The organism is Actinomycetospora sp. 2LY8.5, assembly GCF_057180585.1.
Genome location: NZ_JBXUHE010000005.1, coordinates 98,209 through 112,902, shown reverse-complemented (window position 1 = coordinate 112,902; position 14,694 = coordinate 98,209). Strand labels below are relative to the sequence as shown.

At 71.7% G+C, this 14,694-nt stretch carries 18 protein-coding genes; 6 read left to right on the top strand and 12 right to left on the bottom strand.

The window, feature by feature from the left end; translation table 11 throughout:
- Positions 1–75 precede the first annotated feature (75 nt).
- The 5 genes from mscL to AC2A1K_RS08945 form a co-directional block, all read right to left on the bottom strand.
- Positions 76–519: a large conductance mechanosensitive channel protein MscL gene (gene mscL, locus AC2A1K_RS08965; protein WP_483895972.1), complete on the bottom strand. Its 444-nt coding sequence runs from the start codon at positions 517–519 to the stop codon at positions 76–78.
- Positions 520–897: 378 nt separating this feature from the next.
- The gene (locus AC2A1K_RS08960) at positions 898–1,224 is read right to left on the bottom strand and encodes a hypothetical protein (protein ID WP_483895971.1); all 327 of its coding nucleotides are present in this window, start codon (positions 1,222–1,224) and stop codon (positions 898–900) included.
- Between the two features lie 103 nt (positions 1,225–1,327).
- Positions 1,328–1,654: a hypothetical protein gene (locus tag AC2A1K_RS08955; RefSeq protein WP_483895970.1), complete on the bottom strand. Its 327-nt coding sequence runs from the start codon at positions 1,652–1,654 to the stop codon at positions 1,328–1,330.
- A gap of 305 nt (positions 1,655–1,959) precedes the next feature.
- Complete coding sequence (locus AC2A1K_RS08950; RefSeq protein WP_483895969.1) at positions 1,960–2,286, bottom strand: hypothetical protein; 327 nt, start codon at positions 2,284–2,286, stop codon at positions 1,960–1,962.
- A gap of 120 nt (positions 2,287–2,406) precedes the next feature.
- Entirely contained in the window at positions 2,407–2,715 is a 309-nt protein-coding gene (locus AC2A1K_RS08945) for a hypothetical protein (RefSeq protein ID WP_483895968.1), read from the bottom strand.
- Positions 2,716–3,139: 424 nt separating this feature from the next.
- Between AC2A1K_RS08945 and AC2A1K_RS08940 the strand changes: the two genes are divergently transcribed.
- Entirely contained in the window at positions 3,140–4,471 is a 1,332-nt protein-coding gene (locus AC2A1K_RS08940) for an MFS transporter (RefSeq protein WP_483895967.1), read from the top strand.
- A 4-nt stretch (positions 4,472–4,475) separates the two neighbouring features.
- On the opposite strand, the gene AC2A1K_RS08935 is transcribed toward AC2A1K_RS08940, so the two are convergent.
- The 3 genes from AC2A1K_RS08935 to AC2A1K_RS08925 all read right to left on the bottom strand — a co-directional run bounded on the left by AC2A1K_RS08935 (position 4,476) and on the right by AC2A1K_RS08925 (position 8,120).
- Positions 4,476–5,129 (bottom strand): hypothetical protein, encoded by a 654-nt coding sequence (locus AC2A1K_RS08935; RefSeq protein WP_483895966.1) that lies wholly within the window; start codon positions 5,127–5,129, stop codon positions 4,476–4,478.
- Between the two features lie 49 nt (positions 5,130–5,178).
- Entirely contained in the window at positions 5,179–5,748 is a 570-nt protein-coding gene (locus tag AC2A1K_RS08930; protein ID WP_483895965.1) for a DinB family protein, read from the bottom strand.
- 314 nt (positions 5,749–6,062) lie between these two features.
- A complete protein-coding gene (locus AC2A1K_RS08925; protein WP_483895964.1) occupies positions 6,063–8,120 on the bottom strand; it encodes a glycosyltransferase in 2,058 nt (685 codons plus the stop codon).
- A gap of 99 nt (positions 8,121–8,219) precedes the next feature.
- Here AC2A1K_RS08925 and AC2A1K_RS08920 point away from each other — a divergent pair, with 99 nt between their 5' ends.
- Positions 8,220–8,846, top strand: a complete 627-nt coding sequence (locus tag AC2A1K_RS08920) for a mycothiol-dependent nitroreductase Rv2466c family protein (RefSeq protein ID WP_483895963.1) — start codon at positions 8,220–8,222, stop codon at positions 8,844–8,846.
- A gap of 117 nt (positions 8,847–8,963) precedes the next feature.
- On the opposite strand, the gene glf is transcribed toward AC2A1K_RS08920, so the two are convergent.
- A complete protein-coding gene (gene glf, locus AC2A1K_RS08915; RefSeq protein WP_483895962.1) occupies positions 8,964–10,175 on the bottom strand; it encodes a UDP-galactopyranose mutase in 1,212 nt (403 codons plus the stop codon).
- 87 nt (positions 10,176–10,262) lie between these two features.
- On the opposite strand from glf, the gene AC2A1K_RS08910 reads away from it, so the two are divergent.
- Positions 10,263–11,375, top strand: a complete 1,113-nt coding sequence (locus tag AC2A1K_RS08910; protein WP_483895961.1) for an acyltransferase family protein — start codon at positions 10,263–10,265, stop codon at positions 11,373–11,375.
- On the opposite strand, the gene AC2A1K_RS08905 is transcribed toward AC2A1K_RS08910, so the two are convergent.
- The 3 genes from AC2A1K_RS08905 to AC2A1K_RS08895 form a co-directional block, all read right to left on the bottom strand.
- The gene (locus AC2A1K_RS08905) at positions 11,293–11,556 is read right to left on the bottom strand and encodes an ATP-binding protein (RefSeq protein WP_483895960.1); all 264 of its coding nucleotides are present in this window, start codon (positions 11,554–11,556) and stop codon (positions 11,293–11,295) included. The genes AC2A1K_RS08910 and AC2A1K_RS08905 overlap by 83 nt on opposite strands.
- Before the next feature lie 18 nt (positions 11,557–11,574).
- Positions 11,575–12,147, bottom strand: a complete 573-nt coding sequence (locus tag AC2A1K_RS08900) for a hypothetical protein (RefSeq protein WP_483895959.1) — start codon at positions 12,145–12,147, stop codon at positions 11,575–11,577.
- Positions 12,148–12,392: 245 nt separating this feature from the next.
- Positions 12,393–13,043 carry a TetR/AcrR family transcriptional regulator gene (locus tag AC2A1K_RS08895; protein WP_483895958.1) on the bottom strand — a complete coding sequence of 217 codons (651 nt, stop codon included), beginning with the start codon at positions 13,041–13,043 and terminating at the stop codon, positions 12,393–12,395.
- 76 nt (positions 13,044–13,119) lie between these two features.
- On the opposite strand from AC2A1K_RS08895, the gene AC2A1K_RS08890 reads away from it, so the two are divergent.
- From AC2A1K_RS08890 to AC2A1K_RS08880, 3 genes are read left to right on the top strand one after another with little or no spacing between them, the layout of a single operon-like run.
- Positions 13,120–13,557, top strand: coding sequence for a pyridoxamine 5'-phosphate oxidase family protein (locus AC2A1K_RS08890; RefSeq protein ID WP_483895957.1), 438 nt, complete (start codon positions 13,120–13,122; stop codon positions 13,555–13,557).
- Positions 13,554–14,345, top strand: a complete 792-nt coding sequence (locus AC2A1K_RS08885; protein WP_483895956.1) for a DUF3159 domain-containing protein — start codon at positions 13,554–13,556, stop codon at positions 14,343–14,345. Before AC2A1K_RS08890 ends, AC2A1K_RS08885 begins: the two co-directional genes overlap by 4 nt.
- Positions 14,323–14,637, top strand: a complete 315-nt coding sequence (locus tag AC2A1K_RS08880) for a YciI family protein (RefSeq protein ID WP_483896162.1) — start codon at positions 14,323–14,325, stop codon at positions 14,635–14,637. Before AC2A1K_RS08885 ends, AC2A1K_RS08880 begins: the two co-directional genes overlap by 23 nt.
- The last annotated feature ends 57 nt before the right edge of the window (positions 14,638–14,694 follow it).

Genomic DNA, 14,694 nt, shown 5'->3' with positions numbered 1-14,694 from the left:
TCGCGTCAGCGAGCATGTGGCGATCCTGGCGTCACATGCCAGCGATGCCGCATCGCTCGTGCTCCGACGGGCGCGTCAGCGGTCCTGCTCGGGGATCCGGTCCGTGCCGGCGCCGCCGACACCGCCGGCGTCTCGCGTGCGGCCGGACTGCTCGCGCAGGAGGTCGCGGATCTCGGTGAGGAGCTCGACGTCCGTGGGGTCGGCCGGGCCCTCCTCCTCGCCGCGACGCCGGCGCTCCTCGACGTACTTCAGCGGCATGACCACGATGAAGTAGATGACCGCAGCGGTGAGGATGAACGTGATCAGCGCGTTGATGAAACTCGCATAGTCGAACACGACGTCGTTGACGACGAACGTACCGGCGAACTCGCCGCCGCCCGAGAACAGCTGGATGAGCGGCTTGAGGAATGCGTTGGTGAACGCCGTGACAACCGCGGTGAACGCCGCGCCGACGACGACGGCGACGGCGAGGTCGACGACGTTCCCGCGCAGCAGGAAGTCCTTGAATCCCTTGAGCACGTCCCGGTCCTTCGCTCGCGAACGGTTCTGCGCCGAGGATAAGGGGCGTGGCCGCGGATCCTCGGCGGTACCGGCGACCGAGGACTGTGCAGGGCCCGGTGCGAGGCCCTCCCCCGACGGACGACCTCGCACCGGGGTCCCTGCCCGACCCTCCCGCGCGGGGAGGGCTGCGCTCCGATCGAGATCGACCGGAGGTGGGCGGGGACGCCACGAGCGCCGGCGCAGACCCAGCGTCCTGGGGCCGTGCCCATGTGTCCCGGGCGACCGGACACCCCACCTCGGTCTCGGCGCAGCGCACCACCGAGGCCCGTGTGGGTGTGCCCGGAGAGGAGTGGCGGGCGCGCGCCGCTCCGGGGTCGACGCGCCCGGTCGGGGTGTCTAGTTGTCCGCCTCGACGCCGTTGGCGCAGCTCTTGTTGACCGAGCCTTCCTGGGTGCTGTGGTCCCCGGCGCCGCTGAGCAGCGGGATGTTGCCGGCCACGTCCTGCACCGGGACCTGGACCCCCAGCACGTTGACCGGCACATCGTTGCCGCAGACGTTCAGCGGCACGATCGTCGAGACGTCACTGACGTTGGCCAGGCCGGTCTGCTCGGTGCCGCCGTCGTGGTGGTCGTGGCCGTCTCCGGCGAAGGCCGCACCGGTGGTGCCGGCCAGACCGGCGCCGATCAGCACGGTCGCGGTCAGGGAGCGACGCAGAAGGTTCACAGTAGTTCTCCTCGGTTGAGAGATCGTCGAGATCAGGAGGCGGGACGCCCCGGCGACGGTGAGCACGTCGGTCGACTCACCTCGCGGGGCCGCGGGAGGGACGTCAGCCGTTGTCGGCGTCGACCGCGTTGCCACAGTCCTTGTTGACCGAGCCCTCCTGCGTGCTGCCGTCCTCGGCCGGGCTGAGCAGCGGGATGTTGCCGGCCACGTCCTGCACCGGGACCTGAACCCCCAGCACGTTGACCGGCACGTTGTTGCCGCAGACGTTCGCCGGGACGATGGTCTGGATGTCGTCGACGTTCACGAGCCCGGTCTGCGTGTCACCACGGTGGTCGTCGTGCTCGTGGGCCATCGCCACGCCGGGCACGAGGGCCGTCATGCCCGCGCCGAGCATCGCGGAGGCCAGCACGGTCTTCGCAAATCGTGCCATGTCGCTGCTCCGATCAGAGAGTTTCGACCACATGCCGTAGTCGATCTATTACAGAGGGTTAACTCTGACCCGGACTTCCGAGATACGGACGATCGCCGACAAACGCGCGAACGAGTGATGCCGCGAGGACCAGAGAAGGGGTGCAGGGAATCCTGCGTCGTCGGTGCGGAGCCGCAGCAGCGAGGGATGTGACGGCCGAGCGCCCCGCCTCGGTGCCGGGCGGCGCACTGCCGACGGCCGGAGACGGGGCGCTCGGAGATGGAGCAGGCGCATCGATTCGGGGTCGACGCGCCCGATCGGGGTGTCTAGTTGTCGGCCTCGACGGCGTTGCCGCAGTCCTTGTTGACCGAGCCCTCCTGCGTGCTGCCGTTCCCGGCGGCGCTGAGGATCGGGACGTCGGCGGCCACGTCCTGCACGGGGACCTGGACCCCCAGCACGTTGACCGGCACGTTGTTGCCGCAGGCGTTCAGCGGCACGATCGTCTGGATGTCGCTGACGTTGGCCAGGCCGGTCTGCTCGGTGCCGCCGTCGTGGTGGTCGTGGCCTTCCTGGGCGAAGGCCGCACCGGTGGTGCCGGCCAGACCGGCGCCGATCAGCACGGTCGCGGTCAGGGAGCGACGCAGAAGTTTCACAGCAGGTTCTCCTCGCTAGAGAGATCGTCGATCCCGATCGTCGGGATCGTGGGGAGCGGACAACTCCGGCAGCGGGTGAACAGGTCGATCGACTCGCCTCGCCGGGCCGCGAGAGGGACGTCAGTCGTTGTCGGCGTCGACCGCGTTGCCGCAGTTCTTGGAGACGGCGCCGACCTGCTCGCTACCGTGCTCGGCCGGGCTCAGCACGGGGATGTTGCCGGCCACGTCCTGCACCGGGACCTGGACCCCCAGCACGTTGACCGGCACGTTGTTGTTGCACACGTCGACGGGAACGATCGTCTGAACGTCGTCGGCGTTCGCGAGGCCGGTCTGGGTGTCGCCCTCCTCCGCGAAGGCGGAACCGGTCATGCTGACGAGGCCGGCACCGATCAGCGTGCTCGCCAGCACGGACTTGCGCAGAATTCCCACGGTGTTTCCTTTCGCATGGTCCTCCCCGTCCGGCGACGAGGAGCCTTCACCGGCGACACCGCGATGTCGCATGACGGACCGTAGCGATCGATCACGCACAGTCCGAACCTCTGCGGATCGGCCGTGTCCCCGGGATCGGTCACTCCGACGTGGAGCGCGGGCACGGCCTTCCACGGGTTCTCGCGACGGCTGCGCGAGGATCTTCGGACTGACCGTGAAGAGGCCCCCGGCTCGTCCACGGCCGGGTGGCCCATCGAGGCCACCCGGAGTGACCACCGGGCAAGGGTGCGTCTCATCGGGGGAACGTTGAACGGTGCTTCCGCAGCGGTCGGTGGCACCCGGAGCCGAGCCGTCCCACGCGCGGACCGCCCACCCGCCCGTCCGGAGGCGCGCGCGGAAGCGTCGGTGTCGCTACCGTTCGCGCGTGTCGTCCTCGACTGCGCCGTCCGCGCCGACGGCCCGCATCGGGCGCCCGCTCGCGGCCTGGGCCGCATGGGACTGGGGCTCAGCCGCCTTCAACCACATCGTCACGACGTTCGTCTTCACCGTCTACCTCACCGGCTCGGTCGCGGCCGACGAGGCCTCCGGGTCGTCGGCCCTGGCCACGGCGATCAGCGTGTCCGGGGTGCTCGTCGCCCTGGTCGCACCCGTGTACGGACAGCGCAGCGACGCCGCCGGCGCCGAGACCGGCCGGCAGCGGCGACTGGGCCGGCTCACCGCGGTGATCATCGCGTGCACGGCGCTCATGGCGCTGACCGCGCCCGCGCCGTCGTACCTGTGGTGGGGCCTGCTGCTGCTCGGGGTCGGCACCTTCGCCTACGAGCTCGCGCAGGTCGAGTACAACGCGATGATCTACCGCCTCGCGCCGCCGGGACGGACCGGGCGCGTGTCGGGCATCGGGTGGGCGGCCGGCTACGTCGGGGGCATCGTCCTGTTGCTGATCTGCTTCGTCCTCTTCCTCGCGGACTCACCGGTGATCCCGTTCGAGGGCGAGGGCACGGCGGTGCGCGTCGTCGTCCTCGTCGCGGCGGTGTGGTTCGCGCTGTCGACCATCCCGGTGCTGCGGATGCGCTTCCCGTTCCCCCCGCCGCCCGGCGACACGGAGGCCGCGGTCGGGTGGGCCGCGTCGTACAAGCTGCTGTTCCGCCGGCTCGCGCGCCTCTACCGCGACGACCGGCACCTGCTCGGCTTCCTCGTCTCGAGCGCGATCTACCGCGACGGGCTGACCGCCGTGTTCACGTTCGGTGGCGTGCTCGCCGCCGGGACGTTCGGGCTGAGCGCGGGCGACGTGATCATCTTCGCGATCGTCGCCAACGTCGTCTCCGCGCTCGGGGCCGTCGTCGGAGGCCGGCTCGACGACCGGGTCGGCCCGAAGATCGTCATCCTCGTGTGCCTCGGGGCGCTCGTCGTCACCGCCGGGGTGATGCTGTTCGCCTCCGGGCCCACGGCGTTCTGGATCGGCGGCACGTTCCTGTCGCTGTTCGTCGGCCCCGCGCAGGCCTGCTCGCGCAGCTACCTCGCGCGGATCGTGCCACCGGGGCGCGAGGGAGAGCTGTTCGGCCTCTACGCCACGACCGGCCGCGCGGTCAGCTTCCTGGCGCCGGCGATGTTCGCTCTGTTCATCGCCGTGTTCGGTGCCCAGCGCTGGGGGATCCTCGGGATCGGGCTCGTGCTCCTGCTCGGGTTCGCGACGCTGATCCCGGTCCGGGCCGTGGCCGGCGGCGCGGCCGCCGGGCAGGCGGCGGTCCGCACCTGACCGCTCAGGAGAACCGCGCGCCCAGCCAGCGGACGATCCGCGACCCGAACTCCGCGACGAGCACCCAGAACACCGCCGCGAGGCCGTAGTTGACGACGACCGCGACGGTCGGGTCGGCGGCGAGGAACAGGTCGCGGAACGCCAGCACCGTCGCGTCCGCGACGCCGCCGACCACCTGCGCGACGGCGTTCAGCGGGTTCACCCCGACGATCGTCAGCAGGACGTAGGCCACCAGCACCACGGCGATGACGTAGGCGACGACGCGGATCACCGAGGCCACGACCTTGGCGATCTTCCACACGAGCTCGCCGACGTCCAGCGGTGCGCGCTGCTCGCGACCTCGCGGCGCGGAGGTGTCCGGCGTGCGGTGCTGCGTCGTCGGCGCCTCGCTGGGTGCCGGGTCGTCCGAGGGTCGCCCGCGGGCCTGCGTCGCGGTGGTGGTCGCGGTGGTCGCCTCCGACGCGCCGCTCGAGGTGTCCTCCGACGAGGTCGTGCCCGCATCGGCACTCGAGGAGGACGAGGCGCCCGACTGCTCGGCGTTCCCACTCGACTCCGTCGGCGCGTTCTCGGTCTCGCCGCTGTTCGGGGACGTCGCGTCCGCCGGCTCGCCGCTGTCGGTCCCGCTCTCGGTGCGCCGCGCGCCCGCCTGCTCCGTCACGCCCGGCATCTTGGCACCGGCGTCGTGACGGAGCAGATCGGGTACCGGGTCACATCGACGTGGCGCCGTCGATGTGCTCGCGCAGCATGTCGGCGTGGCCGGCGTGCTGGCTGGTCTCGGCGATGATGTGCAGGAGCACCCGGCGCACCGACCAGCTCGTGCCCGGCTCGTGCCAGGGCGCCTTCGGCAGGTCGTGCCGCACGTTGAGGTCCGGGAGCGATGCGAGCGTCTGCTCGGTGCGGGCCGCGGTCTCGTGGTACGCCGCGATGACGCCCGCGAGCGTCTCGTCGGGCAGCAGCTTGAACTCGTTCTCCCGCTCGACCAGCCAGTCGGGCTTCTCGTCGAGGCTCGCGATCCAGCCCTCGAAGTCGTCCAGCGACACGCCCTCGGGGAGCTCGAAGCCCTCCTCGCCGTTGTCGCCCTCGACCGCGAAGCGCATCCAGCCCTCCTCGACCTTGGTGACGTGCTTGATCAGCCCGCCGAGAGTCAGCTGCGACGCCGTGGGCCGGGACGCGGCCTGCTCGTCGGTGAGGTCGCGGGTGGGGAAGACGAGCCAGTGCCGGGCCTGGGCCAGCTCGCCGAGGAGGTCGGCGCGTTCGTCGGCATCGGTAGCGGTCATCGGGGCCTCCTGCGCGGCGATCGTGGTCATCGGGGTCCTGCCTTCCTCGTCGTCCCTGATGACCTGAACGCTAGAGAGGGAGGCGGACAGCTTCGGTCCTACTTCCCCACTCACCTGCGAAGATCGAGCCGGCGAATCTCCTGCCGTTCACCGCCGGCGCGTGGCCCCCGGCGGCAGCTGCCCGTCGTTGCGTGCCGCCTGTCGCCGCCACGCTGAAACCACACGCCCCGCTCGCCGGCGTGTCGCGCCGGCGAGGATGTGGCGATCCTGGCCTCACATGCCAGCGATGCCGCATCGCTCGTACCGGGGCCCGCTCAGCGGAAGCGGTCGAAGACCTGCTCGCGCCAAGCCTGGCGGCTGACCAGCTCGCCCATGTCGTCCTGGTACCGGCGGCGCAGGGTCGGCCAGGCCTTGGCGATCTCGGCGTGCAGGCGCATCGACTCGCGCAGCATCGCCCAGAACATCTCACGGTCACGCTTGCGGAAGGTCACGCCCGAGCCGTCCGAGGTCGTCACGGCCGCCCCGTCGAGCATGGAGAGCAGGAACCACTGGCTGTGCTCGGCGGGCACGTCGCGCTGCGGGCGCTCCTGGGCGGTCGGGTCGACGGGACGCAGCTGGTGCACGAGGCCCCGGGCCAGCGCCGCGACCTGCGCGACCCTGCCGACCGGCGGCTTGGGCCAGAGCTGGGCCTCGCGCGCGCCGAGGGTCGGGCGCGGGAGGGCGCCGGCGTCCTGGTGGACGGTGCCGTCCGGGAACTCGGCGCGCGTGGCGCGCACGGCACCGAGGGCGGTCGGCAGGGCCCCGAAGAGCGCCTTGGGGCCGGAGAGGAAGTCGCGCATCGCCATGTGGTGCAGCGCGATCGTCGAGTACTCGAGCAGGAAGAGGTGGCGCAGGGTGCGCTTGAGTGAATCGGCGAGCATCGCCCGCGGCTTGTCCGGGCCGTGCAGCGCGCCGACGACCAGGCGGTTGCGGACGTGGAAGTACGCCTGCCAGTCGGAGGTGTCGTCCTTCTCGACGAACGACATGTGCCAGATCGCGACGCCGGGCACGGTCGCGGTCGGGATGCCGTGGCTGCCGGCGCGCAGGCCGTACTCGCAATCGTCCCACTTGATGAACAGCGGCAGCGGCAGCCCGATCCGCTCGGCCACCGAGCGCGGGATCAGGCACATCCACCAGGCGTTGTAGTCGACGTCGGTGCGCCGGTGCATCCACAGCGTCTCGCGCAGCGAGTCGACCGCGAAGTCGTGGTCGTCCTCGGTATGCGGGGCGAGCTGCCAGAAGAACGTCCCGCGGTCGATGACCTCGCCCATCACGTGCAGGTGCGAGCGCGCCTGCAGCGAGAGCATCTGGCCGCCGACCAGCATGTCCTCGCGCGCGAACCGCGAGAACGCGAGCGCGCGCAGGACCGAGTCCGGCTCGAGGACGACGTCGTCGTCCATGAACAGGATCTGTTCGCAGTCGGTGGTCTCCAGCGCCTCGTACATGATCCGCGCGTAGCCGCCGGAGCCGCCGAGGTTGGGCTGGTCGATGATCCGCAGCCGATCGCCGAGCGCCGCAGCCGCCTCGTCGAAGCCGGGCTGGTCGCGCACCTTCGAGCTGCCCTGGTCGGGGATGATCACCGCGGTCAGGGTCTCGCTGACCAGCGGGTCGTCGCCCAGGGCCTTCAGGGTGGCCACGCAGTCGGACGGGCGGTTGAACGTCGGCATCCCGACGGCGATCGCGGCCCGGCCCGGCGCCTCGCGGTCGGCGAACCAGCCGCCGGAGACGAGCTCGAGGGCGTCCCCCGCGCTGGTGAGGTCGAACCACACCCAGCCGCCGTCGGTGAAGGGCGTCAGCGAGACCGGGACGACGACGTCGGCGTCGGCGTCGGCGTCGGGATCGGCATCGGCATCGGTGGAGCTGTCGACGAGCTCGCCCGCGACGTGCACCGGCACGCCCTTCGCCGTCGACCGGTAGACGTCGACGCGGCCCTGTCCGCGCACCCGCAGGCGCAGCGTGACCGCGTCGAGCACCGACCAGCGCCGCCACCAGGCCGCCGGGAAGGCGTTGAAGTAGGCGGCGAACGAGACCTCGCTGCGCTCGGGCAGGCGCACACCGGTGCGGGACACCACCTCGGCCACCGGGCCGCCGGAGCGTCGCACGTGCATGACGTACTCGTCGGCGGTGTCGTCGTAGGTCCCCGGGCGGTGGGCGGTCGGGGACGTGGTCTGCACCGACGTCGCGGTGCCCTCGTCGAGGTACAGCGAGCGCACCGAGGTCGGGTCAGCGGGTCGGGGCAGGATGATGCGCTGGAGCAGCGCGGCGCCCGCACCACCCGCAGCGCCCGCGGGTCGTGCCGTCATCTCCACCGTCCCGCCGACCGTGCTCGTCACACCGACGACGGTAACGGCGCGGCGGTCGCCGGCCCGGGAGCCCCCCGGCGGGTCGCCCCGTGGACCGCCGGAGACGAGATGCGACCTACGGTGCGCGGCGTGGCCGAGCCCCATCACGTGGCGGTGTACGTCGACCCCGTCTGCCCCTTCGCGTGGCTCGCGCTGCGCTGGCTGCGGGAGGTGGCTCGGCAGCGCCCGCTCGGCCTCGAGGTGCGGCGCATGAGCCTGGCGGTCCTGGGCGGCGAGGACCCGGTGGCTCCCGAGCGCGGCGAGGACAGCGCGTGGCGCCCCGTGCGGGTCGGGGCGCGACTCGTCGCGGTGCGCGGTGACGACGCCTGGGCAGGGTTCGTCGAGGCGTTCGGCACCCGCTTCCACGACCGGGGCCTGCGCGGGCGCGACCGGGTGCTGCGGGAGGTGTGCGACGAGCTCGCGGGCACCGACGTCGACGCCGCGGCCCTCTACGCCTCCGCCGACGCCACCGACCTCGACGACGACGTCCGCGCCCGCCACGACGAGGGCATGGCGCCGGTCGGCCTCGACGTCGGCACGCCCACCCTGCACGTCACGACCTCTCGTGGCCCGGTCGCGTTCTTCGGACCGATCCTCGAGCGCGTCCCGCGCGGGCGGGAGGCGCTCGACGCCTTCGACGGCGCCGTGCTGCTGGCCGGCCTCCCCGGGTTCACCGAGCTCAAACGCACCCGCAGCGGAGAGATCGACTTCAGCTAGGGCGTGGGCGTCGAGCAGACCAGACCGGTCGGGCAGTCGGCCGGGTCGTCCTCCGAGGGCCGCGACGTCGGCGCCGTCGTGTGGTGGGTCGGCGAGGGTGGGGAACGGGTGATCGGATCAGGCCTCGGCGAGGTCCGCGCCGTCGAACGACGCACCCACGGTGAACCACGGGGCGATGCGGTTGTCGAACAGGGTCAGGGCCGACCCGATCGCCATGTGCATGTCCAGGTACTTGTACGTCCCGAGACGTCCGCCGAAGAGCACGCGCCGGTTGGTCGCCTCCTTGCGGGCGAGCTCGCGGTAGCGCTCGAGCTTGGCGCGGTCCTCGGGGGTGTTGATCGGGTAGTACGGCTCGTCGCCGGGCTGGGCGAAACGCGAGTACTCGCGGACGATGATCGTCTTGTCCTTGGGGTACGACGTCCGCTCGGGGTGGAAGTGCCGGAACTCGTGGATGCGCGTATACGGCACGTCCCGGTCGGCGTAGTTCATGACCGGCGTGCCCTGGAAGTCGCCGGTGGAGGTGAGGACCTCGGGCTCGAAGTCGAGCGTGCGCCAGCCGAGCTCGCCCTCGCTGTAGTCGAAGTAGCGGTCGAGCGGGCCGGTGTAGACCGTCGGCACGTCCGCGCCGCCGCCCTCCCACCCGAGGCGGTCCCGCAGGTCGAACCAGTCGGTGTCGAGGAGGACCTCGATGTTCGGGTGGTCGGCCATCCGCTCGAGCCACGCGGTGTAGCCGTCGACCGGCAGGCCCTCGTAGGTGTCGGAGAAGTACCGGTTGTCGAAGGTGTAGCGCACCGGCAGGCGCGACACGATCGACGCCGGGAGGTTCTTCGGGTCGGTCTGCCACTGCTTGGCGGTGTAGCCCTCGAAGAACGCCTCGTAGAGCGGCCGGCCGACCAGCGCGACGCCCTTCTCCTCGAAGTTCTGCGCGTCCGCGACGTCGATCTCGGCGGCGTGCTCCGCCACCCAGGCGCGCGCCTCGTCGGGCGACATCGCGCGGCCCGCGTACTCGCAGATCGTCGCGAGGTTGACCGGCATCGGGTAGACGCGGCCCTCGTAGATCGTGAAGACGCGGTGCTGATAGCCGGTGAAGTCGGTGAAGCGGTTGACGTAGTCCCACACCCGCTTGTTCGACGTGTGGAACAGGTGCGCTCCGTAGCGGTGCACCTCGATCCCGGTCTCGGGATCGGGCTCGGAGTAGGCGTTGCCGCCGAGGTGGGAGCGGCGCTCGACCACCAGGACGCGCTTGTCGAGCTCGGTCGCGGCCCGCTCGGCCACGGTCAGACCGAAGAAGCCCGAGCCGACGACGACGAGGTCCGGTTCCGCCACCATGCGCGGAAACGGTAGCCGGGACGGTGGGTGACGGCGGGTCCGGGTCCGGCCGGGGCGTCGTGACCTCGTTGTTATCTTCGGTGGCCGATGCGCCGGTTCAGCTGGGACCTCATCCGCGTCGGCTGCGTCCTGATGGTCGTGCTGTACCACTCGACGCAGGTGGTGCCGGACAACTATCCCGACCTCGTCGACCGGCGGTTCGTCTTCCCGCACCAGATCGGCGCGAGCCTGCTGCTGGTGGTCTCCGCCTACTTCGTGTGCGCCTCCCTGCGCCGGCACGGCGTGACACGCTGGTGGGTCGGCCGGCTCGCGCGGCTGCTGCCCGGCTTCGTCGTGGCCACGCTCCTCGCGTACGTGGCCGCCGACTTCCTGACGCCCGGCGGGCCCGAGCCCACGCTGCGCGATCTCGCGGCGAACCTGCTCATGCTGTGGAACTGGGACCGCACCTGGGGCTACCTGGACGGTTCCTACTGGACGATCCCGCTGCAGCTGCTCGCGTTCTCGGTCGCGGCGCTGCTCTGGCGCCGGCGGTGGGGCGCCGGGCACCGCCTGCGCGTCGTGCTCTGGGCGGCCGTCCTGATCCCGATGGCACAGCTGCCGCTCAAGGCGATGGCGCCGCCGGCCTACGGCGTGCTCGTCGACGGCCTCGGCTTCCACCGGATGCACCTGTTCGTCGCCGGCGTCGCGATCTTTCTCTGCGCCCGGTGGCGGATGGGCGTCCCGCACGCCGCGGCGCTGCTGGGGACGTGCACGGCGGCGCAGCTCGTGCACGGCGGCATCGACGCGTCGGGCGCGCTGATCGGTGACCGCATCGCGGTGGCCGGTGTGGGCGTCGGGATGGCGGCGATGCTGCTCGCGGCCACGGGCCCCGACTGGAAGTGGCTCGTGCCGTCCGCCGTCCGGCCCGCCGTGACCTGGCTGGCCGGGATCTCCTACGGCGTCTTCCTCACCCACCAGACCCTCGGCATGGTCCTCATGCGGCGCCTGCAGGCGCTCGGCGTCGGGCCCACGCTCCAGACGGTCGCGATGCTGCTCCAGGCCGTCCTCGTCGGCTGGCTGCTGACCCGGCTCGTCGAGCGGCCCGCGCACCGGCGGCTCACGGCCGCGTTCGACCGCCTCACGGTCCGGCCCGTCGTCCTGCCGGCACCGGCGCCCGTGGCCCCTCCCGTGCCCGTGGCGGCGGCCGAGCGGAGCGGCTGAACCACCGAGCATCCGGGCGGGCGTGCCCGAGGGCGGTGGCTCGGAACGTCTTGCCGACACCGGCCGGGCCCATGATCAGTGCGTTGTGGGCGTCGCTGAGGAAGCGCAGCGAGCACAGCTCCGACCAGAGCGCGCGGTCGAAGGTGACGGTGGTGGTGTCGTCCCAGGCCTCGAGCATCATCGAGGGGTCCAGCCCGGCCTAGGCCGCGCGCAGGTGCGCGGCTTGGCGGTCGCGGCAGGTGACTTCGTCGGCGAGCAGCATCTCCAGGAAGTCGTGGTGGGCCAGCTGGCTGGTGCGGGCCAGCGCGAGGCGTTCGGGCAGGGTGTCGAGCAGCCGGTCGAGCTTGAGCCGACGCATCAGTTCCTTGAGCTCGCCCGAGGGCTCGATCCGCCCCGGACCTGCGGGCCCGGCGGTCGCGGCGCCGGCGGGGCGGGTGGTCGGGGTGGTGGTCTTGCGGGCCCGTTTGCCGGTGTTGCTGCTGGTCCCGGTCATGACGGCCGCCGGGTGCTGAACTCGTCGGGGTCGCGGGCGAACCGGCCCGTCGCCGGCACGACCGCCAAGCTGGCGCCCGGTGTCGTCGGTGGCGGCGTCTGCGGGCAATGCGGGCTGGGTGCGGGTCATCGTCTCGACGCCTGCCAGTCCGCAGGTGAGCATGCGTTCGATGAGCCCGACGTTGATCACCTCGACCTCGAGGGCGTGGGCGCAGGCGGTGTCGGTCTCGGCGGCGCCGTGGCGGCGGGCGAGCCCGAGCAGGCGATAGACCTGGCGCATCTTGGTCCAGGGCAGCGGGTGCTCGAGGGCGCCGTCGGCCGAACCCGAGCTCGGTAACCGCGTAGCGGTGCAGGGTGCGATACGAGACGACGACCCCGCGGCGCTCGAGCAGGACGTGGCCTTGGTCAGCCTCAGGCCCTGGTCGAGCCCGGGCCGCGACAGACCTCACTCGGCGGGCTGCCGGGAAGGGGAAAGACCACGGCGGCCAAGCCGTCGTGAGATCGGAGCAGAACGCGCTGAGCGCGTCACCCTCGCGGTGCTCGGTGTCGGGCAGCGGCTGCGGCGACCGAGCGACGGGCCCGAGGGGGATCGTCTCCGTAACCCAGGCACAGTCGCTCGGCCATGTCCTCGAGCACAGCCCGGATCTGGTCCGGGGCGATGGTGTCGGCGAGCGCCAGTGTCGCCATGCCGTGTTGCATGGTCCACAGCTGGGCAGCCCACACTGTCACGAGGTCGGGTTCGCCGTGGAAGCGGCCGGCGTCGAGGCAGCGACGGACGTGGCGGGTCAGCAGGGTGAAGACGGGCGCGCCGGGGTCGAGGTCGGTGTCGTGCTCCTTCGGTGGCGGTTGGTCGACGGTCATCGCGCGGTAGAGGTGAGGCTCGGCGAGCGCGAAGTCGAGGTAGGCCATCGTGGCGACGAAGAGGTCGGCCACTGGATCCTCGGTCTCGGGTAGAGCCTCCAGCCGGTCCTCGAGACGGGCGAAACCGTCGGCCCGGACGGCGCGGTGCACATCGAGCAGGCTGCCGAACCGGGTGTAGACCGCCATCGTCGAGGTTCCCGCCTCTGCGGCGAGACGACGCGTCGTCAGCGCAGAGGGGCCTTCGGCGGCCAACAGCCGGGCGGCGGCCCCGAGCATCGCGGACCGCGCGTCGGGATCCGTCGGTCGTGGACTCATCGGCGCCCTCCCCTCGACATCCCTATAACGGCAATATATAACAGCATCATACAACGCCGACACCGGAGCGAGGGATATGGGACGGACGGCGCAGGGACGCTTCTTCGCGCTGCGCACATTCGGTCCGGACGGCTCGGGCCGGGTGACGCCGGTCTGGCTGGCGGCCGGTGGGGGCGGCCGGCACTACCTGCTCACCCCGGAGCGGTCGCACAAGGTGCGGCGACTGCGACGCGACCCTCGGGTCGAGGTCGCGCCGTCAGACTTTCACGGCGAGGCCATCGGGCAGTGGTGCCGAGGACGGGCCGAGATCGTCGACCGGGGCATCGACCGAAGCGTCGACCGGGACGCCGGCCGGGCCGAGCGGTCACGAGGCCTGTCGTTGCTCGGCGCCTGCTACGGGCTGTCCTTCTGGTGGTTCCGGCTGGTGCTGGCGCTCGGGAGGCCGCGCCGGGCGGGGGGACGCCCTGTCGTGGTGCGCCTCGATCTCGACGACGATCTGGAGGACGGTCCGTGACGCGTGGCCGCCTCGAGGAGCTCGTCGCCTCGGCGGTGCCCTCCGCAGTGTTCGCCGCCGTCACTTCGTGGTGGGGCCTGCTTGTCGGCGTCTTGACAGGCTGCACCGTCGCGGTGCTGCTGACGGTCGTCGCGGCGCTCCGGGGCCGGTCGGTGGCGCGAGTGGCCTCGGGGCTCGTCGGGATCGGTGTGGCGGCCACGATCGCGCGGCTCACCGGGTCGAACGCCGGGATCTTCCTGCCCGACATCTGGTGGAGCCTCGCAGCCTCTGCGGCCCTGCTCGGCTCGGTGGCCGTCGGTTTCCCCCTGGTCGGGGTGGCGTGGAGCCTCGCCCGCCGGGAGCCGATGGCCTGGCGCGGCGACGAGCCGTCCCGGCGGGCCCTGGCGGTGGCGACTCTAGCCTGCGCCGCCGTGTTCGGGGCACGGTTCGCGGTGCAGCGCTGGCTCTACACGGCCGACGAGATCGTGTGGCTGGCTGCGGCGAAGGTCGCGATGGGGCTGCCTCTGACGCTGGCCTCCCTCGGTGTGCTGGCCTGGGCGATCCGCCGAGCCGAACACCGCCGAGCCGAACACCGCCGACACGATCAGCAGATGGGCGGGCGGAACGTCCCGAGGACGATCGATTCACCACGGGTCCTGGGTGGCGCGACCGTCATGGCAGCGACCACGACAGACCCCGTACAACCGGATGAAGGTGGACATTCCCATGCCGCAGTACTTCCTGACCATCCCGCACGAATCGACCGACGAGCCGACGATGGAGTCGATGCAGGAATTCGACCCCGATGAACTGCAGGCCATGATGGCAGCCGTCGACAAGTTCAACACCGATCTGAACGAGGCCGGGGCCTTCGTCACCGCGGGCGGGCTGCAGCCCCCCTCGACCGCCGTCACCGTCGATGCGACCGGCGCCGAACCCAAGCGCATCCCTGGGCCGTTCGTCGAGGCGGCCGCGTACGTCGGTGGTTTCTGGATCATCAACTCCTCTGACGAGGAGACGGCGCTGACCTGGGCCGAGCAGGTCTCCGCCGCTCTCGGGTCGCGGATCGAAGTTCGCGCACTCCAGGAGAACCCCGAATGACACCGATGGGGCCCGATCTCCCTAGCTCCGATGCGGGCCTGGTGCTCGCGGAGTCGT

Coding starts and splice junctions, on each gene's coding strand:
- AC2A1K_RS08955 (WP_483895970.1), bottom strand. CDS start 1,654: ATGGCACGATTTGCGAAGACCGTGCTGGCCTCCGCGATGCTCGGCGCG.
- AC2A1K_RS08890 (WP_483895957.1), top strand. CDS start 13,120: ATGGGACGGACGGCGCAGGGACGCTTCTTCGCGCTGCGCACATTCGGT.
- AC2A1K_RS08895 (WP_483895958.1), bottom strand. CDS start 13,043: ATGAGTCCACGACCGACGGATCCCGACGCGCGGTCCGCGATGCTCGGG.
- glf (WP_483895962.1), bottom strand. CDS start 10,175: ATGGTGGCGGAACCGGACCTCGTCGTCGTCGGCTCGGGCTTCTTCGGT.
- AC2A1K_RS08930 (WP_483895965.1), bottom strand. CDS start 5,748: ATGACCGCTACCGATGCCGACGAACGCGCCGACCTCCTCGGCGAGCTG.
- AC2A1K_RS08910 (WP_483895961.1), top strand. CDS start 10,263: ATGCGCCGGTTCAGCTGGGACCTCATCCGCGTCGGCTGCGTCCTGATG.
- AC2A1K_RS08905 (WP_483895960.1), bottom strand. CDS start 11,556: ATGATGCTCGAGGCCTGGGACGACACCACCACCGTCACCTTCGACCGC.
- AC2A1K_RS08880 (WP_483896162.1), top strand. CDS start 14,323: ATGCAGGAATTCGACCCCGATGAACTGCAGGCCATGATGGCAGCCGTC.
- AC2A1K_RS08900 (WP_483895959.1), bottom strand. CDS start 12,147: ATGCGCCAGGTCTATCGCCTGCTCGGGCTCGCCCGCCGCCACGGCGCC.